Origin of the sequence: Aquiflexum balticum DSM 16537, assembly GCF_900176595.1 — a bacterium.
GTDB classification, from domain to species: Bacteria; Bacteroidota; Bacteroidia; order Cytophagales; family Cyclobacteriaceae; genus Aquiflexum; species Aquiflexum balticum.
Genome location: NZ_LT838813.1, coordinates 5339559 through 5358856, shown reverse-complemented (window position 1 = coordinate 5358856; position 19298 = coordinate 5339559). Strand labels below are relative to the sequence as shown.

Sequence of the window (19298 nt, the reverse complement as noted above, 5' to 3'; positions counted from 1 at the left end):
TGTTTAAGAAAACCGAAAGTTTTTTGACAGACAAAAACTGAATTATTTATTTTTTTTATTTTCTATTGTCGACTGAATGAACTTCACAAATAAAGGATGTGGATTCAAAACAGTGCTTTTATATTCAGGGTGAAATTGGGTTCCTACAAACCAAGGATGGTTTTTGAGTTCCATAATTTCTACTAGACCGGATTCCGGATTGATCCCTGAGGCAATCATTCCATTTTCCTGAAACTGCTCAAGGTATTTATTGTTAAATTCATATCTATGCCTATGCCTTTCCATTGTTTTGGTTTTGCCATAAGCCTGAGCGGCTTTACTGCCTTTTTTCATTTCACAAGGATAAGAACCTAATCTCATCGTTCCACCCATTTGATCAATATTTTTTTGTGCCTCCATCAAATCAATCACAGGATAGGGGGTATTTGGATCCATTTCTGTACTGTTGGCCTTTTCAAGTCCGATGACATTTCTGGCAAATTCAATTACGGCTACCTGCATACCTAAACAAATCCCAAAGAATGGAATATTGTTTTCGCGGGCAAATTTAACAGTTTCTATTTTCCCTTCAAGTCCTCTTTCACCAAAACCAGGTGCAACCAATATCCCGTCTATATCATTGAGCTTTTTGCTGATGCTCTCGGGATGCAGTTCTTCGGAGGAAATCAATTTAAGATGAACCTTGCATTCTGATGCCGCACCTGCATGGATAAATGATTCGATAATGGATTTATAGGCATCAGGCAAGGACACATATTTACCTACCAAGGCAATATTCACCTCTTGGGTTGGGTTTTTTAGTCTACCTAGAAAATCTTTCCATTGATCCAGTTCTGTGTTGCTTTTTGAACTCAATTTCAGTTTTGATAAAACTCTCTCGTCGAGTTTTTCTTTTTTCATCAGCAATGGAACATCATAAATAGTCTCCGCATCCATCGCTTCAATCACACAATTCAATTCCACATTACAGAATAGGGCAAGTTTTTTCTTAACATCCAAAGGTAAATGGTACTCTGATCTACAGACCAGTATATCAGGTTGAATCCCTGCTTCCAACAATTGTTTGACAGAATGTTGGGTAGGTTTTGTTTTTAATTCTTTTGCAGCCGAAAGATAAGGTATGAGTGTCAGGTGGATAACCAGAATATTATTACTTCCAATGTCCCATTTGGCTTGTCTAACTGCCTCAATGAAGGGCAGGGATTCGATATCACCAACGCAGCCACCAATTTCAGTAATGATCACATCATACTTTCCATCTTCCCCCAGTTTGAAGAAATTCCTTTTGATTTCATCCGTAATGTGGGGAATTACCTGAACTGTTTTCCCCAAATATTCCCCTTTTCTTTCTTTTGTGATTACATTGTTGTAAATCCTTCCAGTTGTCACGTTGTTCAGCTGAGAAGTGGGGGTATTGAGAAAGCGCTCATAATGACCCAAATCAAGATCTGTCTCAGCCCCGTCCTCAGTTACATAACATTCGCCATGCTCATAAGGATTGAGTGTCCCCGGATCAATATTTAGATAAGGGTCGAATTTTTGGATGGTGACTGTAAATCCTCTAGCCTGCAGTAGCTTCGCCAAAGATGCAGCTATGATGCCTTTGCCCAAGGAAGAGGTCACGCCTCCGGTAATAAAGATATATTTGGTGGATGATGCCATAAGAATGGAAGGAAGTTGTTTTGTTTTGATTCTTATGGGATTCAAAATTAGGTAAAATAATTGATTCGGAGACGGAAAGCTTAAAGGAAATTTTGGTTAGGGTGTTCATATTAGCCCAACTTTGTCAAATTTAAAGAGCAGTTAGAAATTCACATTTCTATTCAATAATCTTATGAATGAAGAAAATGTCCCTTTAGGGACTATATATGGGTAGCATAAGTTTAATTTTAGTTGGGATCCGTGCCTTTAGGTACGGGATATATGTTGTACCTAAAGGCACAAATGCCGTTCGATTGATCTTTTGTTTTATCCATGTTATGTCCCCCCAAAAGATCGGGATCTTCGACCTAAAGACACCTTAGCCAATGTCAGAACATAATAATTATTGAAAATTTTCAAATCAGGATTCCATAACTTGACAAGGTAGGGCTTGTTTATAAATGTAAATGAGTTACCACTTCAAAAATATCTTTGTGCCCTATATTACAATATAGGTATTCATTTTCGCCCTATATTTATTTCATGAAATTACTAGGAATGATAGGAGGCACTTCTTGGCACTCCACCATAGAATATTACAGGCTTATCAATGAATTGGTAGGGGAAAAGATAGGTGAAGATCAAAATCCACCTCTCTTGCTTTACAGCCTGAATATAAAACTGATGCGTGATCAGGACAAAGATAGAATCAAAGAAGCCTATTTGGAGATTGCGAGGAAGTTGGAATCAGCAGGCTCAGAAGCTATCATTATCTGTGCGAATACACCTCACATGGTCTATGATTTTGTACAGCCCAAAATCAATATTCCCATCTTACACATTGCAGAAGTTATAGGAAAGGAAGCGGAATCCAAGGGAATCAAAACTTTGGGTTTGCTGGGAAACAAACCTACTATGACAGGTGATTTTATTCCAGGGTACCTCAGGAAAAATTTCAATATCAGCACTATCATACCCGATCAGGAATACCTTGATCAGTCGCATTATTTTGTTTCCAAAGAATTGACCCATGGGAAATTCACGGAACAAGCAAAAGCTTTTTATAAAGAACAGATGAAATTACTTGCCGAAAGAGGGGCTGAAGGTATGATATTGGGCTGCACGGAATTGCCTTTGTTGGTTACTCAGGATGAAAGCGATTATCCCTTGATCTCCACCACCCAACTGCATGCCAAGATGGCTGCAGATTTTATACTCAGTTAGTACTGAAGATTGTCCATGGGAAATCCAGCTTAAAGCGCGATCCATAAATGGTTAGTCCACCTCGAAATCCCGTCGAATTATGAGGTGGCTTATATTGTTAAGGAAAACTTCAACCTACAAATACCTGCTTTTTACAACCATCAGTTTCTCCCTTGTCATTTCATGCATAGAATAGGGGATACCACCTAATCCTTCTCCTGAAGAATCTCTTCCTCCAAAGGGCATCCAGTCCACTCTGAAAGCAGTATGGTCATTGACCATCACAGCAGTGGCGTTGAGTTTTTGAACAGTATCAAAGGCCACGTCAAGGTCTTTGGTAAATACCGCTGCTTGGAAATGGTAATCTAAACTATTGGCTTCCTTTATGGCCTTTTCCCGGTCGGCATAAGGATATACACAAACAACCGGACCGAATACCTCCTCTGTGGATACTTTGGCTTCGCTTGCAGGATTAAAAATCACCGTTGGTGAATAGCAGGTGTCAGAGATTTTCTTGCCTCCGCATAGTATTTTGCCCCCACTTTCTGCTGCTTCCAGCACCCATTCATGAACTCTCTCTACTTCTTTTTCGGCTATCAGAGGACCGACCTCTGTGTTTTTATCCAAAGGATCACCAACTATCAATTGCTCAGCAGCTTTTGTGATTTCATCGGCCAGTTCCTCTGCAATGGATTCATGGGCGAAAATTTTTTGAACGGATACACAGACCTGACCGGCATGATAAAATCCCCCTTTGACAAGGGCAGGAACCATGGTTTTGAAATCCGCATCAGGCTCTACAATAACCGGTGCGGCACCGCCATGTTCCAAAGCACATCTGGTTCCAGGTGCCAATTTTGACTTGAGGGACCAACCCACTCTGGCCGACCCGATAAAAGACAAAAAATTAATTCTTTTATCTGTAACAAGTGCTTCAGCGGATTCATTGTCGAGGATCAATATTTGGACCCAATCTTTTGGAACTCCCGCTTTGTAAAGTATTTCTGCAAAAGCCAAACAGGACAGAGGTGTTGTGGAAGCCGGCTTGACAATAACAGGACAGCCTGCGGCAAATGCCGTCACTGTCTGGTGAACGATCAGGTTTAAAGGATGATTGAAAGCGGAAATTGAGGCAACCACGCCAATGGGCTCTCTTGTTGTAAATGCAATTCTATTTTCAGAGGCTTGCGTCAGGCCCATGGGGATTTGTTTTCCGGTAAGTCTTCCGATTTCCCCGGCTGCAATTTTCACCCCATTAATGGCACGGATAACTTCAACTTTGGAATCCTGATAAGGTTTGCCACCTTCACTCGCTGCGGTATTGGTGAGTTCCTCAAGGTCTGCTTTCATCAATTCAGCTACTTTTTCCAGAACAGCAATTCTTTCATGTGAGGGGATCCATTTTGATCGGTTCAAAAATAAATCATGTGCTTTCCGCAATGCTTTTTCCACATCTTTTTTTCCATCCATGGGTATTTCCTGAATCAGGGTATTGTCAAAGGGGGAGAAGACTTTCAATGTTTGGTTATTGCTCATAATTTTTTGGTTTTTTCTTTTAACATAACATTCAAGATAGGGTGGTTAAGGGAATAATCTACCGGTAGGTCAATGATATGTACAGATTTATCTTCAAGGCAATGATGGAGGATTTCCTGGAAATCGGCATCATTCTGGGGTCGGTGTCCCTTTGCTCCATAGCTCTCGGCATACATCACAAAATCAGGATTTTTATAATCCAATCCAAAATCATCAAAACCCATGTCCTGTTGCTTCCATTTGATCATGCCATAAGCATTGTCATTTAGGATGATGACAGTCAAATGTAGCCCTAACCTAACCGCAGTCTCTATTTCCTGGGAATTCATCATAAATCCACCATCTCCGACAACTGCTACCACATTTCTGTCCGGATAAAGCATTTTGACCATCATCGCTGACGGAAGGCCGGCGCCCATCGAGGCCAAAGCATTGTCAAGTAGAAGTGTATTGGGTTCATAGCAGGTATAATTCCGTGCAAACCAAAGTTTATAGATGCCATTATCCAGTGTAATGATATCTTTCGAATCAAGTTTTTTCCTCAGTAAGTTCACTAGTCTCTGGGGTAACATGGGAAACCTTTCATCAAGAAAATATTTTGACAGATGTTCTGCCACCTCTTTTGTCACTTTTTTATAAAAGTCAAAATCCCAATTTTCTTGCACCAAGGTATGTTCAGTCAATTTTTTGACAGAACTGGTGATGTCACCTACCACATTTAATTGTGGAAAGTATACCGGGTCAACTTCGGCGGGAGAAAAATTGACATGGATGACTTTTTTACCATTGTTTTTCATAAAAAACGGTGGTTTTTCAATCACATCATGTCCTACATTGATAATCAAATCAGCCTCCTCTATGGCTGCATGAATAAAATCATAACTCGATAATGCAGCTGTCCCTAAATACTGCGAGTGCCTTTCATCAATTACACCTTTTCCCATTTGGGTGGTAAAAAAGTAAATACCGGTGTGATCGACAAAATCACGGAGAGCATCACAGGTTACTTTACGGTTGGCACCTGCACCGATAAGCAATAGGGGCATTTTGGCCGCATGAATCATTTCCACCGCTTTTGCGATAGCCTTATCATCAGGTTTTGGAATGATATGGCCCACCACCTCAAATACACTTTCATCACAATCTTCCTGAGCGATATCTTCAGGGAATTCCAAATGTACTGCCCCGGGTTTTTCCTCCATTGCCAGCCTAAAAGCTTCCCTAACATTGGAAGATATATTGTTACCATCCACAATTTGTTTGGTATACTTGGTAATGGGTCTCATCATACCCACCACATCAATGATCTGAAACCGGGCCTGTTTGCTTTTTTTGATGGGTTTTTGGCCAGTAATCATCAGCATGGGCATGCCGCCCAACTGTGCATAGGCGGCAGGAGTGACAAGATTGGTAGCTCCTGGACCCAAGGTGGCCAAACAAACCCCCGGCTTACCTGTCAGTCTGCCATAGGTAGCAGCCATAAAACCTGCACCTTGTTCGTGTCGGTTGACAATTAATTTGATTTTTGAATTTTTTAGAGATTGGAGAAAATCAAGGTTTTCCTCTCCTGGAACTCCAAAAATGTACTCTACTCCCTCATTTTCTAAGGCTTTTACAAAAAGGTCTGAAGCTTTCATGGTTGGTTTTTACTTGTATTTAAAAACTGACTATTTACATACAACCATAATTTCATTAGATTGATTGCCTAAAAAATGAATATAACTTTTTTTATTTTAAAAATAAAGATAATTTTTTCTTTAAACTTTTACCCATAATTTGTAATTTTAAAAGAATATATTGTCTAAATACAATTGTTTTGTTTAACCCTAAACTACAAAAACATGTTGTCATTTGTCATTACTGCCCTCGTCATTGCACTTATTGCTGCCATTCTTGGATTTACCGGTATAGCCAAAGGTCTTGCCGCAATAGCAAAATTTGTATTCTACATTTTTATCGTCATTTTTTTGATAACGCTTATTATTGGATTTATCAGCGGCTTTTAGATGCGATAGGTGAAGGTTTTGGAGTGTTTCCTGACTTCCGCAGGTAATTCACGGTAATTTTTTAAGTTATTGATTTTCAATGTTTAAGAATTTTTATATTTTGGTTTTGGGTGTCCCAGAGCATGATTTTATTAAATTAGTCCATGTTTGTTCGCAAAAAGCCAAATAAAAGTGGACTTGTCAGTGTACAGGTAATAGATAAAAGCCAAGGGAAATATAAGGTTCTAAAGACCATTGGCTCAAGTAAAGATACCTTAGAAATTGAGCGTCTGGTTGCCGAAGGTAAAAGTTATGCTCAAAAACAAATGGGGCTTCAGGAGATCGACTTTACCGATCACAGGAGGATATTTACTGATGTGCTGTCTTCAATCAGTTCACATAAGCTTGTCGGCATACAGTATGTTTTGGGGAAGATATTTGATGATATTGGTTTTACTCAGATCAATGAGGAGCTTTTCAAAGATCTTGTGTTATACCGTTTGGTTTACCCTAAAAGCAAGCTTAAAACAACAGAATATCTTTACCGTTACGAACAGAAGTCTTACTCCGAAGACGACATTTACCGCTTTATGGATAGGCTGCATTCCAGGTATAAGGATCTGGTCCAAAAGATCAGCTTTGAACATACCCTGCAAGTTTTGGACGGTGGCATCCACGCGGTTTTTTATGATGTTACAACCATCTACTTTGAAATAGAAAAAGAGGATGATATCAGAAAGCCCGGGTTTTCAAAAGACGGGAAGCACAAACATCCCCAGATTGTACTGGGTTTGCTGGTGAGCAAAGACGCATATCCATTGGCTTATGATATTTTTGAGGGAAACAAATACGAGGGGGATACATTCCTTCCCATTCTGGAGGGCTTCCGCATGAAATACAATTTTGAAAAGCTCACAGTTGTTGCCGATGCAGGCCTTCTTTCAAACAAAAATGTGCAGGAACTTGTCGAAAAAGGCTACGAGTTTATTTTGGGAGCAAGGATTAAAAATGAAAAAGAATCTGTCAAAAAAGAAATCCTGGGGCTTGACTTCGAAAAAGACCAGAGCAGGGCAATTAAGAAAGAAGGTATGACCTTGGTCGTTACCTATTCGCAAGACCGGGCAAAAAAGGATCGGTACAATAGGGAAAGAGGTGTCAAAAGGCTAGAAATGCAGTTGAAATCGGGGAAACTTACCAAGTCGAGTATCAATAACAAAGGCTACAACAAATTTCTTAGAATGGAAGGTGAAGTGGCGTTGGCACTTGACCAGGAAAAAGTGGATATGGACGCAAAATGGGATGGGCTCAAGGGATACTTGACCAACTCAACTATGACCAAAGAGGAAGTTCTGGAAAACTACCGCCACCTTTGGCAGATAGAGAAAGCATTCCGGGTTGCAAAAAACGAATTGAAAATAAGGCCTGTTTTCCACCATAAAAGGGAAAGAATAGAGGCACATATATGCCTGAATTTTACGGCATACAAAGTGTACAAAGAACTTGACAGGATACTCAAATCCAAAAAGGCCGGATTAAGCCCCGAAAAGGCAATCGAGATCATACAGAACATCCATGAAATAGGTTTGGTCACCCCAAACAAGGAAGTCATCAAGAAAACAATAATCCTTACCGAAGAACAGAAATCAGTACAAGAAATATTCGGATTTTAATCAGGGTGTCCCAGTGCGGAAGTCAGGAGATTGGAGAAAATCAAGGTTTTCCTCTCCTGGAACTCCAAAAATGTACTCTACTCCCTCATTTTCTAAGGCTTTTACAAAAAGGTCTGAAGCTTTCATGGTTGGTTTTTACTTGTATTTAAAAACTGACTATTTACATACAACCATAATTTCATTAGATTGATTGCCTAAAAAATGAATATAACTTTTTTTATTTTAAAAATAAAGATAATTTTTTCTTTAAACTTTTACCCATAATTTGTAATTTTAAAAGAATATATTGTCTAAATACAATTGTTTTGTTTAACCCTAAACTACAAAAACATGTTGTCATTTGTCATTACTGCCCTCGTCATTGCACTTATTGCTGCCATTCTTGGATTTACCGGTATAGCCAAAGGTCTTGCCGCAATAGCAAAATTTGTATTCTACATTTTTATCGTCATTTTTTTGATAACGCTTATTATTGGATTTATCAGCGGCTTTTAGATGCGATAGGTGAAGGTTTTGGAGTGTTTGGATTTATGCCCAAAAACAAAATGTATACAACTGTAATTATTCATCTGAAACCCTCAGAATGTAGCTGAAAACTAGTGGCGAGGATATCAATACTATAAAATTATACTCCAGTCAATTCCCTGAATTTAACACTTTGTCGCTGACTGAGGTCGATTTTTTGACCGTTTTGCATTTCTACCAGTAAGGTACTGTTAAAATAGGGTTCAATATTTTTGATGTAATTCAGGTTGATGATAAACTGTCGGTTTGCCCTGAAAAATGTTTCTTCAGGCAACCTGCTGTCCATATAAGTCAGTGATTTATGCAAAAGCGGTTTTTTGTTTTCAAAGTAAACTTTGACATAATTTCCCTCGCTTTCTATTAGAAAAATATCCTTTACAGGTACAAAGAAGCATTTTTCACCATCTTTGATAAAAATCTTTTTTTCAAGACCTAGTTTATCCTGAGCACTGCTCGCATTATCCTTCAACTTTTTCTCCACCTTTGAAATTGCATCTTTGAGCCTTTCAGGGTTGATAGGTTTTAAAATGTAATCCAGTGCATTGACTTCAAAAGCTTTGATAGCATATTCATCATAGGCAGTCACAAAAATGACTTCAGGAACTTCATCCAATTTGGACAATAATTCGAATCCATCCATTCCGGGCATGTTTATATCCAAAAATATCAATTCCGGTTTGAGAGTATTGATATCTTCTATAGCTTTTTGAACTCTATCGCTTTTTCCTATAATTTCCAGTTTTGGATAGGGTTTCAATAATGTCTCCAGTTCTTGTATAGCCAAGGATTCGTCATCGACGATATAGAATTTCCTAGTCATTGGTGCTGTATTTTAATGGAAAGATTAATTTGGCAGAAATTTGATCCGATAGTTTACTTTTAAGTATGAATGCTGAATTTTCACCAAAAAGATTATTCAGCCTTTTTTTAACATTTTCAAGACCTATGCCTTTTGTATTTACTACACTTAAAACCCCGGGATTTGTTATTTCAATTTTACAGGTTTTCGATGAAATAGAAGAAGTTATTCTTATTGTACCGCCATCAGGAAGTTTATTGATTCCATGCTTTATGGCATTTTCCACAAGTGTCAATACCATAGCCGGAGGGACTTTTGCATGCAGAGAATCTTCTTCAAGGTCTATTTCCACATTCAACCTCTCCCCGAATCTGATTTTTTCCAACTCCAGGTATTTGATTACCTCATTGATTTCATCTGAAAGGTTGATCAGTGGTGTTTTTTCATAGTTCAAGGTAAAACGTAAGAGTTCACTGAGTTTGATAATAGCGGTCCTGGCTTTTTCGGCATCAATCAAAACAAGCGCCTTGATGCTATTGAGCGCATTGAAAAGAAAATGAGGGTTTAATTGGGACTTTAAGAGTTCAAGTTCTGAGGTTTTGATGAGATTTTCCATCTTTAGTTTTTGCTCGGATATCTCTTTGTTTCTATTTAAAATATGGTACAGATAATAAATAATAATCCATACGACCACATACCGGGCTACATTCATGATCTGACCCAAAAATGAAATCAGAAATACGTCTTTGGTAAAATTGGGGTTAACCTCAAATAGTAAAGGAGAAAAATAAATCAATACAATAGAAAGAGTTATTAAAAAAGTATCAGTTAAGGCCCGAAGCCAAATTTTTGAAAGGCTTTTTTCAAACAAAGAAGGCTTTATAAAAACCTTTCTGTAAAAATGCGATACCAAAATACCTGAAACTGACAATATTAAAAACTGAATTACAAAGTTCCAATCAAAGTGCTTCAAGATAAAGAAGGAGTAATTTATCGTTTCCACAAAAACGATAGATCCCCATCCTAAAATCTGAAAAGTCCAGTATTTTTGGGTTTTTGTAAGATTTACTCTTTGCATAGAATTATCGACTTGAGCAATTTGAATATTCGGACTAACAAAGAAACTTAGAACCTGAATTTTTTTTATAAAGATATACAGGGTTGCATAGAATCTGGGATAAACGAAATTCAAGCCATGTTTACAGTATTTTCCAGAACACCAATATTGTCGATTTCTATGCTGATTTTATCACCCGGCTTGAGTGTAAAGCTATCATCAGGAACCAAACAGGTACCTGTCATCAAATAAACACCATCAGAAAAGCTCATTTCCCTGAAAAGAAATCCTGCCAGTTCTTCATGTCCTCTTTTCATTTGGTTGATGGAAATTTCTCCTTCAAAAACCGTTTTCCCCAACCTTTCTATTTTCATATGGATTTTGGTATCTGGATCGATGGGTTTTTCCGGAACCCATAAGCAAGGTCCAATAGCTGCCGAATAATCGTAACATTTTGCTTGAGGTAAGTATAATGGGTTTTCACCCTCTATATCCCTGGAGCTCATGTCATTTCCAATGGTGTACCCTACAATTTTCCCCCATGAATTGATAAATAAGGTCAGTTCCGGTTCAGGCACATTCCATTTTGAATCTTTACGGATATTGACTTTTCCGCCAGGATGGGCTACCCGATAATACGTGGATTTGAAAAACAATTCCGGTCTTTCTGCTTCATAAACTTTGGAATAAAACACATCGGCACCGCTTTCTTTGGATTCTTCCATCCGCGCTTCCCTACTTCTGAAATAAGTAACCCCTGCAGCCCAGATTTCCTGCGTTCCAATTGGCGCTTGGATTTTGTCAGGCGACCAATTTACTTCATTCCAAGGGCTGACATGTTCTTTGAGTTTAGCATAAAGATTTTCTTGGTTTACCAAATAATTCCAGTCTTTTGTCTCAGCCAGGAAATATTTTCCATTTGATTCAATTATGATGTCATTCGAGGATTTGTAGATTTTCATAGATTTTGGTTTAAAGGTTTATTGGGAGTTTTTTTGATCCTGATTTTAAATGGTTCAATCCATAAATTTTAAATTCTTATCATCTAAAATCAAGTAATTATTTTGCTTTCATATTTTCAATTTCATACTCAATAATCGAGTTTTTCTATCATTCTGACGATTCGTTCTACTTGGGTATCCTTTTTTTTAGCATTCAAAATTGATTCGATGTATAGTTTTTGTTCCCAATCAGGCATCTCAAAAAATCTCATCATCGCTTTCGGAGCATCTTTGAGACAATCCATGATTTCCGCAGGAACACCCTGAGGTATTTCATCTTCAAAGAGTTGAATATGTGCCAAATCCCCAGCTTCCTTTTTTATGGCTTTTCTGATTTTTGCATTTACAGGCAAAAATAAAAGTCCATTTCCAAATGGCATCAGTTTGTAATTTTCCAATTGATAGTCGTCGATATGACCCCTTACTTTCATCATACCGAAGGGAAACCGTTTTTCCAAAGGAACCTCCGGAATCAGCGCATAGGTCCAGCCACCTTTTCCGGGAAATTTTTCCAGTAAATAGTTTTTGTCGGTGAGTGGGGCTTTTTTCATTGAAAACAAAGACTGCATTTAATTTAATTATAAATTTATAAAATTAAATACTTTTAACTATAGGGTTCAATACCAGTATTGAATCAAATCCAAAAATCAAACATTATATCAATCTGAGCTTGTTTGAGTATTTTCAAAACGCTCCGCATAGCCGCTTTTCCTCAAAAAGCTTCTATAATTGTTTGTTTTTAGGATAATTTGCAATGCCTTCTCCTTATCCTCAGATTGATTATAAAAAGCTTCACATATCCTATAGCCGATAAAATATCCCAGATCAGCAGGTCTGTCTTTTGAATTGGCTCCATTGTAAAGCCATTTACTGTAGTCTTTTTTATACATTTCCTTGCGGAACTCATCCCAGATTTCTTTTTCATGAGTGTAGCCATAAGTATACAATTTACTGTTGATGGATGTACCTGTCACTTTATCCGCTACAAAATCTGCTGCCCCTTCATTGATCACCAAAGTCAACACACGGTGATTGAAGTAACCCCAAACCAAACCAGGTCCTTTCCGCTGTTGGGTATGTATGGTCTCATGTGCAGTAAATGCAAGAATATGAGGTTCATTGGGTAAGACAGTTCGAAGCCAATCATTCATTCCTGTCCGGACAGTAGTACTGTCAGAAGCTACCATTTCAGTACCGATCAGAAGCCAATTGTTTTTGACGGTGCCTCCGGTAGAAAGTACCCCAATGGCAAAGCAGATTTTAGGGGTTTTGAAATTTTTGAGAGACTGATCAAAAAGAAGCATTTGGTCGGCGATTGCTGCCTCATAATTTTTTATACTCAATGTATTATTTCTGACCGATTTCCAGTATTCCGGGTAATAGGAAATGGTATTGACATATTTTTCGGCGGTTAGGTCTCTTGATTTTATCAATTTTTTAAATCCTTCACTTGCTCTTCCCAGGTATAGCACCTCAATAATTCTGATGCTATCCTCTTTGGACTTGGCATTATGTAACCTGTCATAGGCATCCCAAAAATTATCAATATCTGAGGTGATAATAGTGGGTGTTTGTCCTTTTGAAAAAGACGAAGAAAGAAGAAGGAGTATATATGCGAGAAGTAAACTTTTCAATGTTTTAAAATTTAAGTTTCTATAAAACTAATAGATTTGATTCTAAAAATTCATACATTCAATGAGCTTCTTTCCTTTGCGAATAGGGAATTTTGTATCTTTTACATTCATTTAGCATCGGTATGTTTAAAGTGTGCCTTCTCTTTTTTTTATTTTTAGGGATATTCTTCCCTATATTTTCGCAGGATACCGATTCATTGGTATTATCCAAAGCTTCAAAAGCATTTGATTTGGCATCCGTAAGTTCGGATTCAGCTTATATATTGGCCAATGAAGCACTTACTGCAGCACAGAAATCATCATTTAAAAGGGGGATTGCCAATTCCTACAATGCTTTGGGTTGGATTTATATGCACAAAGGAAATCTCGATTCCTCTTTTTATTTTCTTCAGGAATCCCGGAGCGTTTTTGCCAATGAAAACTCGCCGTATGATGTGGCCAGGGTAAATATCAACTTGACCGAAGTTTTGACCAAGCAGTCCCGCTTTGGTGAGGCATTGGTTTTTGCCCTTGAAGCCGACTCACTTTCTTTTGCCCTGAAAGACGTGGCTTTGCAAACAGATACCAAGAGGCTATTGGGGATTTTGTATAGAGAACAAGGAGATCATGCGAAGTCCATCGAATATTTTAACGAGGCAATCAAGGGTTTCGAATTGCAAGGAGATTTGAGAAGATCTGTCAATACTGCCATCAGCTTAAGCATCTTATTAAGGAAAATCAATTTGGTGGACAGTAGTCTCACTGTTTTGGAAAAATGTCTGGAAACAATCGATGAAATAGAAAACAATGAATACCAGTTGGCAATGGTTCGGGAACATTTAGGAGATACTTTCTACCTGAAGGATATGTTTGAAGAGTCGTTGAGGCAATATATAATGGCTTATAAACTTTTCGAAAGACTGGGAAACAAAGCCGACATGGCTTATGAGGGATTGGTAATTGGGAAAGCACAAATTGCCTTAAAAAAATTCAATGAAGCAGAATTTTTTTTGACACAGGCCTTCAGTATCAGCGACAGCTTGGGTTTTTTGAATTATCAGTTTGATGCCGCTTCAGAGTTGGCCAATTTATATCAGGAAACAGGACAATGGCAAAAGGCTTTTGATTACCTGAATAGGGCAGGAGTGATGAAAGATAGCCTTGACCAACAAAAACAACTTTCCAACATGTCCGAACTCAAAGAAAAATATGAGTCCGAAAAACGGGATCAGGAAATAGCACTGCTTAAATCAAACATGGAACTGGAAAACTCACGTGCAAGAAGAAGAGTGCAATTTCAGATTTTTGCAATCTTTTTGTTTTTGGCAAGTTTGGGCATCGCTTATCTGATATTTAATCGGTACAGACTAAAACAGGAACTCAATGAACAAATACTCAGAAATCAGATTTCCAGTGATCTCCATGATGAGATAGGTTCTACACTTTCAAGTATTGATGTAAACAGCCGCATCGCACTTCTGAAAATGGATGATAAAGAAACCGTGGCCGGGCAATTGCAAAAGATCCAGCAAAACACCCGTTCCATCATGGACAATTTGTCCCAGATTGTGTGGTCGATAAACCCCAATAATGACAGTCTTGAAAAGTTGATTTTCAGGATGAAGGATTTTGCTGCGGAAATTCTGGAGCCATTGGGAATACAATACGCATTCCATCAGGGAGGCAACCTTTCAGAATTCAATTTAAATCCTGTTTTCCGGAAAAACGTCTACCTGATATTTAAAGAAGCAGTTAATAACTGTGCGAAATACAGTAAGGCAACAGAAGTCTCTATTTCTCTGGAGGTAAATAACAACCTCCTGTTTATCGAAATTGCTGACAATGGAAAAGGATTCGATTATCAAAGGGAAATGATCAAAAGCAATGGTTTACAAAATATGGAAAACCGCGCCAAACAAATTCGGGGGAAATTTGAATTGAAAACAGAACCTGATAGTGGTACTTCGATAAAACTGGAAGCTCCTGTCACCTGATTGCGGTATTGTCAAAACCATTTTGTCATCATAAATTGTAGTATTTCCAACCATGAAATTATGCCTGTAAAGATTTTGATTTTTGAAGATAACAACAACCTGAGGGAGGGACTTTGTCAGCTTCTGATGCTCAGGGAGGAGTTTCAGATTGTTGGGAATTACGGAGAAGCCCGGCAAGCCAAGGAAATTGTCATTAAATGCAGGCCGGATGTGGTTTTGATGGATATTGATATGCCGGGCATCAATGGTGTGGAGGCAGTCAGGCAGATCCGGGAGTATGACCTGACCACCCAAATTATCATGTTGACAGTATTTGATGATAATAGCCATGTTTTTGATGCTTTGATGGCTGGGGCGAATGGGTACTTGTTAAAAAGAAATGTATCTGACAGATTGGTTTTGGCTATTCAGGAGGTTTTGGAAGGAGGGGCTCCGATGAGTCCTTCTATCGCCAGACTTGTAATCAATCAGCTGCATGTTCAAAAACCAACGAATCAATATATGCTTTCAGAAAGAGAAAAAGAAATACTCAGATCTCTTTCAAAGGGGAATAGTTTCAAACTGATAGCTGCCGATCTTGGTATAAGTTTCGAGACAGTCCGTACCCATATCAAGCGTATTTACGACAAACTCCATGTCCATTCCCAAGGAGAGGCTATCAGCAAAGCCCTGCACGAAAAATTGGTTTAACTTTTTGATTCAGCCATTATATATCCCCCTTTTATGGTATTGATAGGGTATTTTGAAATGTTGAAATTTAGGTCAAGCAAAAGATTCAAAGATTGATTTAAGAATTGAGGCTTTGCTGAGGTTATTTTATGGTCACTTAATTTCAACAAAATGAAAAATTTCAGTGCGTATTCACTATTTGGGGACTTTTTCCCAACTTTAAAATTCGGGGAAAAGGCAATTTTTAAATTATTGATTTCAGGAATTATCTTTATTGGCTTGGTGGGATGTGCAGAAGAACAAAACCCCGGAAATCCAAATACCAATAATCCTACCAATCCCACAAATCCCAATGTTCCTAATCCTACGGTCAGTGTGGAGATTACACAAACATCTCCTGAATTCACATTCTGGGGAGATGAGCTCACCTTGACAGGAAAGGGTTTTAGTACCAAACTCGAAGATAATTTTGTGTGGGTCAAAAATGAAACGGTAGCTTTGGGGACCTGTTTTTCGGGCAACCCAAATGACAGAAATGATTCGACTGGCTGGAGGAAAGCTACCGTATTAAGAGCCACATCCACATCCCTGACCATTAAGGTTCCCTATAAAACTGCTTCTGAAAATTCTAACAACAGGGCTTGCGGGGCCATCAATCCAAATATCAGCGTGACTGTAAATGGGAAAACAGCTGTTTCTGATAAGGTCAAGTTATTGGGAATCCCCTATATCGCAGATGTTTGTTATACCAATTCGGGATGGAAAGGGGCAGGGATGATTCCTGGGAAAGAATTGGAAAATGAAATCAGTATACCAGGGGTTGGCATTTACGGTTCCGATGCCGGGGTTGATGAAAAAATGAAATTGTTAGTAAATGGTGTTTACTTACCACTGACAAAAGTGGCATCAACTGGTCCCACCAATTGTGCCAGTAAATACAAATTTGTTATACCTTTAGAATTTGCTAACGGGAATTGTGCTACGGCCGATCCTGTTCTGACTGGCCGCTTTGCCAATATGATGGATTTTGTGGCAGTAATTGAGGGTACGACCAAATCCTCCGAAAAACTGACTTATCCAGTTTCTTCTTTTCCTGACAGGTCTTTCACTACTTTTAATCAACAGTCTTTTTCCTATAGTGCGGCAGGCAATCCTCAGATAGTTTTGACAGGAACTGGCCTAAATTGGTATCAGGAGGCAAGATTTATCCCGCAGGCTAATACAAGTTGTACCATGGCTACTATATCACCTGTTCCTTCGGAAGGTGGTACCAAGTTGACGATTACGATTCCTTTGGCACAAATGCAGCCTGGTTGTCTTTATACACTTTCATTGGTTGATGTTTGTGGCCGTGGCAGCAATCAGGTCGGTTCAGTAAGGATTAATGACTAAAGCCATTGGTCATTCTCCATTCTGTAAATGCTTAATTTTATCACTACCAATGACATAATTCGGATCACCCTTCATGCTGATCCCGAAGGCTTTTGGCCCAAGGTGATATTATTGATATTTAGGCCAATGGCATCATAGCGGATAATCACATAGGGAATTTGATCTGAACCACAAAAGGAACAAAAGGGAACAAAAGACAATATTCAGTATCTTTTGTATTCTTTTGTCACTTTTGCGGTTCCATCATTTTTTTTGTTTAACATTAACGCCAGCCCATTCGGGATGACGCTTGTCTGCCGTAGGTAGGAGTAACCTGATTTCATTACCAATTCTGAACGTTTACAAAATGTTGGAGATTCTGAATGACCTTTCGGAAAGAAAGAAGAATTTCCCAAAACCTAATTGAAGCATTTGAAAAGTGGATTTAAGACAAAAAATACATCTTAAACGAACCACCGTTTTTGACCTGGATTTCTCCGCGGTATTCGCAGGTATAGTGCGATTTGATTTCCTGATAGGTGGTTTCGGATAGATTGATTTTTCCTGGCAGTGAAGCGGATTCCATTCTGGAGGCAATGTTGACGGTATTCCCCCAAATGTCGAACTGCCATTTTTTGATTCCGACAATTCCTGCTACCACAGGTCCGGAATGTATTCCAATCCTCATTTCAAAGTGAGGCAATTCATTATTTAAATTTTTTACCCTTTCCACAAATTCAACCATCTCCTTTGCCGCCTTGACCATATTGAGTGCATGGTCTTTATTGGGTGTGGGAAGGCCGCTGGCGCACATGTAAGAATCGCCAATGGTTTTTATCTTTTCCAAACCGTATTTGGAAATAATTTCATCGAAGGCTTTGAAATAGAAATCAATTCCCTTCACCAGTTTTTCTGGCTCAATCAGTTCAGACTTTTTGGAAAAATCCACAAAATCGGTAAACATCACCGTTACAGAGTTGGATTTGACTGCATCTACTTTTCCGTTTAATTTCAATTCTGCTGCTGTCTCAGAAGGGAGAATATTGAGAAGAAGTGTTTCCGATTTCTTCTTTTCTTTCTGTATTTTTTTATAATACCAGAATAATGTTGCCAAGATAATGGCTCCCAAAATCACAATGATGATCAAATAAACCATGATTGTCCTTTGGTTTCGCTTTTCCTGATTGAGCAGGTCCACTTCTATCTGTTTTTGGGATACCTCAAAATCTGTTCGCAAATCGGCCAAATTTTGGACGGTCTCTACATTGCTCAGACTATCCCTATAAATGATGTGATCTCTATAATAATTGAAGGATTCCTCTATATTTCCGGTTTGTTCATAAAGTTCAGAAAGCTTGAGATTGGCGTCCCGGATTTGTTCTTTTAATCCATAAACTTTTCCCAGATCCAGGCTCCGCTTTGCGTAACTCAATGCGGTGGATTTATCGCCCTTTTCCATATAGATATCGGCCATATAAATCAGGTAGATACTGATGGCATAGAAATCTTCCAGTTCTTCCAAAATCCGAGTGGCCTCATTGATATTGGCTTCTGCAAGATTATTGTTTCCAATATTAGCATATACCATTCCGATGTTTCCGAGATTATAGGCTTTGCCGATCAGGTAGTCTGCTTTTTCAAAAATCAATCCGGATTCTTCAAAATACACAAGGGCAGAATCAAATTCTTGTCTTTTTAGAAATTCATCCCCTGCATTCATCAATGCAGATGCAAGGGAAATGGAATCTTCAGTGGTTCTGAGAATGTCAATAGCTTGGCGGTAATACAGCATGGCATTGGCATGATTATCCGTGATGGAATAGATGTCTGCAATAGCACTTAAAGCAGTTCCTTCTCCTTGAGAATAACCGATTTGTCTGGCAGTTTCCAAACATTTAAAAAATGCATCCAAAGCTTCTTCAAGGGAGCCCAATAACCTTTTTTTATTTCCTTTTTGTAAATATCCCCGATATAAATAAATGTTATTGTTCTGTTCCTGAGAGAGTTTGATGAGTTCTTCAGCGTATTGTAACCCTTTTTGAAGATCCCTCCCTTCGTGGAATGACAGGTTTCTGAGCAGTTCCAATTGCATGGTATCCCTGAGAATATCCTGATCAAAAATATAGACAAGACTATCTGCTACTTTCTGATCCTGCCCGAAAGAATTTCCGATTAAAAAACAAAAAAAGCCTGTCCCAAATAGAAAGGCTTTCAATTTTCTGATCATAGTGAAT

17 protein-coding genes are annotated in these 19298 nt (G+C 38.5%); 7 read left to right on the top strand and 10 right to left on the bottom strand.

The features are described from left to right. Positions 1-42 precede the first annotated feature (42 nt). Positions 43-1662 (bottom strand): CTP synthase, encoded by a 1620-nt coding sequence (locus B9A52_RS22670; protein WP_084123651.1) that lies wholly within the window; start codon positions 1660-1662, stop codon positions 43-45. A 522-nt stretch (positions 1663-2184) separates the two neighbouring features. Between B9A52_RS22670 and B9A52_RS22665 the strand changes: the two genes are divergently transcribed. Further along, a complete protein-coding gene (locus B9A52_RS22665; RefSeq protein WP_084122872.1) occupies positions 2185-2865 on the top strand; it encodes an aspartate/glutamate racemase family protein in 681 nt (226 codons plus the stop codon). Positions 2866-2979: 114 nt separating this feature from the next. Here the strand turns inward: B9A52_RS22665 and B9A52_RS22660 are convergent, their stop codons facing one another. Together B9A52_RS22660 and B9A52_RS22655 are read right to left on the bottom strand one after the other, a co-directional pair. Beyond that, on the bottom strand, positions 2980-4380 hold the full coding sequence (locus B9A52_RS22660) for an aldehyde dehydrogenase family protein (RefSeq protein WP_084122871.1): 1401 nt from the start codon (positions 4378-4380) through the stop codon (positions 2980-2982). Further along, on the bottom strand, positions 4377-6017 hold the full coding sequence (locus B9A52_RS22655; RefSeq protein WP_084122870.1) for an acetolactate synthase large subunit: 1641 nt from the start codon (positions 6015-6017) through the stop codon (positions 4377-4379). Before B9A52_RS22655 ends, B9A52_RS22660 begins: the two co-directional genes overlap by 4 nt. Positions 6018-6221: 204 nt before the next feature. Between B9A52_RS22655 and B9A52_RS22650 the strand changes: the two genes are divergently transcribed. Together B9A52_RS22650 and B9A52_RS22645 are read left to right on the top strand one after the other, a co-directional pair. Beyond that, positions 6222-6386, top strand: coding sequence for a DUF1328 domain-containing protein (locus B9A52_RS22650; RefSeq protein WP_084122869.1), 165 nt, complete (start codon positions 6222-6224; stop codon positions 6384-6386). A gap of 143 nt (positions 6387-6529) precedes the next feature. Continuing rightward, on the top strand, positions 6530-8035 hold the full coding sequence (locus B9A52_RS22645; protein WP_084118813.1) for an IS1634 family transposase: 1506 nt from the start codon (positions 6530-6532) through the stop codon (positions 8033-8035). On the opposite strand, the gene B9A52_RS22640 is transcribed toward B9A52_RS22645, so the two are convergent. Beyond that, the gene (locus B9A52_RS22640; RefSeq protein WP_197687256.1) at positions 8036-8161 is read right to left on the bottom strand and encodes a thiamine pyrophosphate-binding protein; all 126 of its coding nucleotides are present in this window, start codon (positions 8159-8161) and stop codon (positions 8036-8038) included. It lies immediately after the preceding gene. A gap of 204 nt (positions 8162-8365) precedes the next feature. Between B9A52_RS22640 and B9A52_RS22635 the strand changes: the two genes are divergently transcribed. Beyond that, positions 8366-8530 (top strand): DUF1328 domain-containing protein, encoded by a 165-nt coding sequence (locus tag B9A52_RS22635; RefSeq protein ID WP_084122869.1) that lies wholly within the window; start codon positions 8366-8368, stop codon positions 8528-8530. Between the two features lie 130 nt (positions 8531-8660). On the opposite strand, the gene B9A52_RS22630 is transcribed toward B9A52_RS22635, so the two are convergent. The 5 genes from B9A52_RS22630 to B9A52_RS22610 all read right to left on the bottom strand — a co-directional run bounded on the left by B9A52_RS22630 (position 8661) and on the right by B9A52_RS22610 (position 13051). Continuing rightward, positions 8661-9380: a LytR/AlgR family response regulator transcription factor gene (locus B9A52_RS22630; RefSeq protein WP_084122868.1), complete on the bottom strand. Its 720-nt coding sequence runs from the start codon at positions 9378-9380 to the stop codon at positions 8661-8663. Beyond that, a complete protein-coding gene (locus B9A52_RS22625) occupies positions 9373-10437 on the bottom strand; it encodes a sensor histidine kinase (RefSeq protein ID WP_084122867.1) in 1065 nt (354 codons plus the stop codon). The genes B9A52_RS22630 and B9A52_RS22625 overlap by 8 nt, the downstream gene beginning before the upstream one ends. Before the next feature lie 110 nt (positions 10438-10547). Further along, positions 10548-11378, bottom strand: a complete 831-nt coding sequence (locus B9A52_RS22620) for a fumarylacetoacetate hydrolase family protein (protein ID WP_084122866.1) — start codon at positions 11376-11378, stop codon at positions 10548-10550. 128 nt (positions 11379-11506) lie between these two features. After that, positions 11507-11968: a YdeI/OmpD-associated family protein gene (locus B9A52_RS22615; protein WP_084123650.1), complete on the bottom strand. Its 462-nt coding sequence runs from the start codon at positions 11966-11968 to the stop codon at positions 11507-11509. Positions 11969-12076: 108 nt separating this feature from the next. Further along, complete coding sequence (locus tag B9A52_RS22610) at positions 12077-13051, bottom strand: gliding motility protein GldB-related protein (RefSeq protein ID WP_084122865.1); 975 nt, start codon at positions 13049-13051, stop codon at positions 12077-12079. Positions 13052-13281: 230 nt separating this feature from the next. Here B9A52_RS22610 and B9A52_RS22605 point away from each other — a divergent pair, with 230 nt between their 5' ends. The 3 genes from B9A52_RS22605 (at position 13282) to B9A52_RS22595 (ending at position 17085) form a co-directional block, all read left to right on the top strand. Next, on the top strand, positions 13282-15024 hold the full coding sequence (locus tag B9A52_RS22605; RefSeq protein WP_172805269.1) for a tetratricopeptide repeat-containing sensor histidine kinase: 1743 nt from the start codon (positions 13282-13284) through the stop codon (positions 15022-15024). Between the two features lie 60 nt (positions 15025-15084). Next, positions 15085-15714 carry a response regulator gene (locus B9A52_RS22600; protein WP_084122863.1) on the top strand — a complete coding sequence of 210 codons (630 nt, stop codon included), beginning with the start codon at positions 15085-15087 and terminating at the stop codon, positions 15712-15714. A gap of 150 nt (positions 15715-15864) precedes the next feature. After that, complete coding sequence (locus tag B9A52_RS22595) at positions 15865-17085, top strand: hypothetical protein (protein ID WP_084122862.1); 1221 nt, start codon at positions 15865-15867, stop codon at positions 17083-17085. Between the two features lie 424 nt (positions 17086-17509). Here the strand turns inward: B9A52_RS22595 and B9A52_RS22590 are convergent, their stop codons facing one another. Continuing rightward, the gene (locus tag B9A52_RS22590; RefSeq protein WP_084122861.1) at positions 17510-19291 is read right to left on the bottom strand and encodes an adenylate/guanylate cyclase domain-containing protein; all 1782 of its coding nucleotides are present in this window, start codon (positions 19289-19291) and stop codon (positions 17510-17512) included. Positions 19292-19298: the final 7 nt, after the last annotated feature.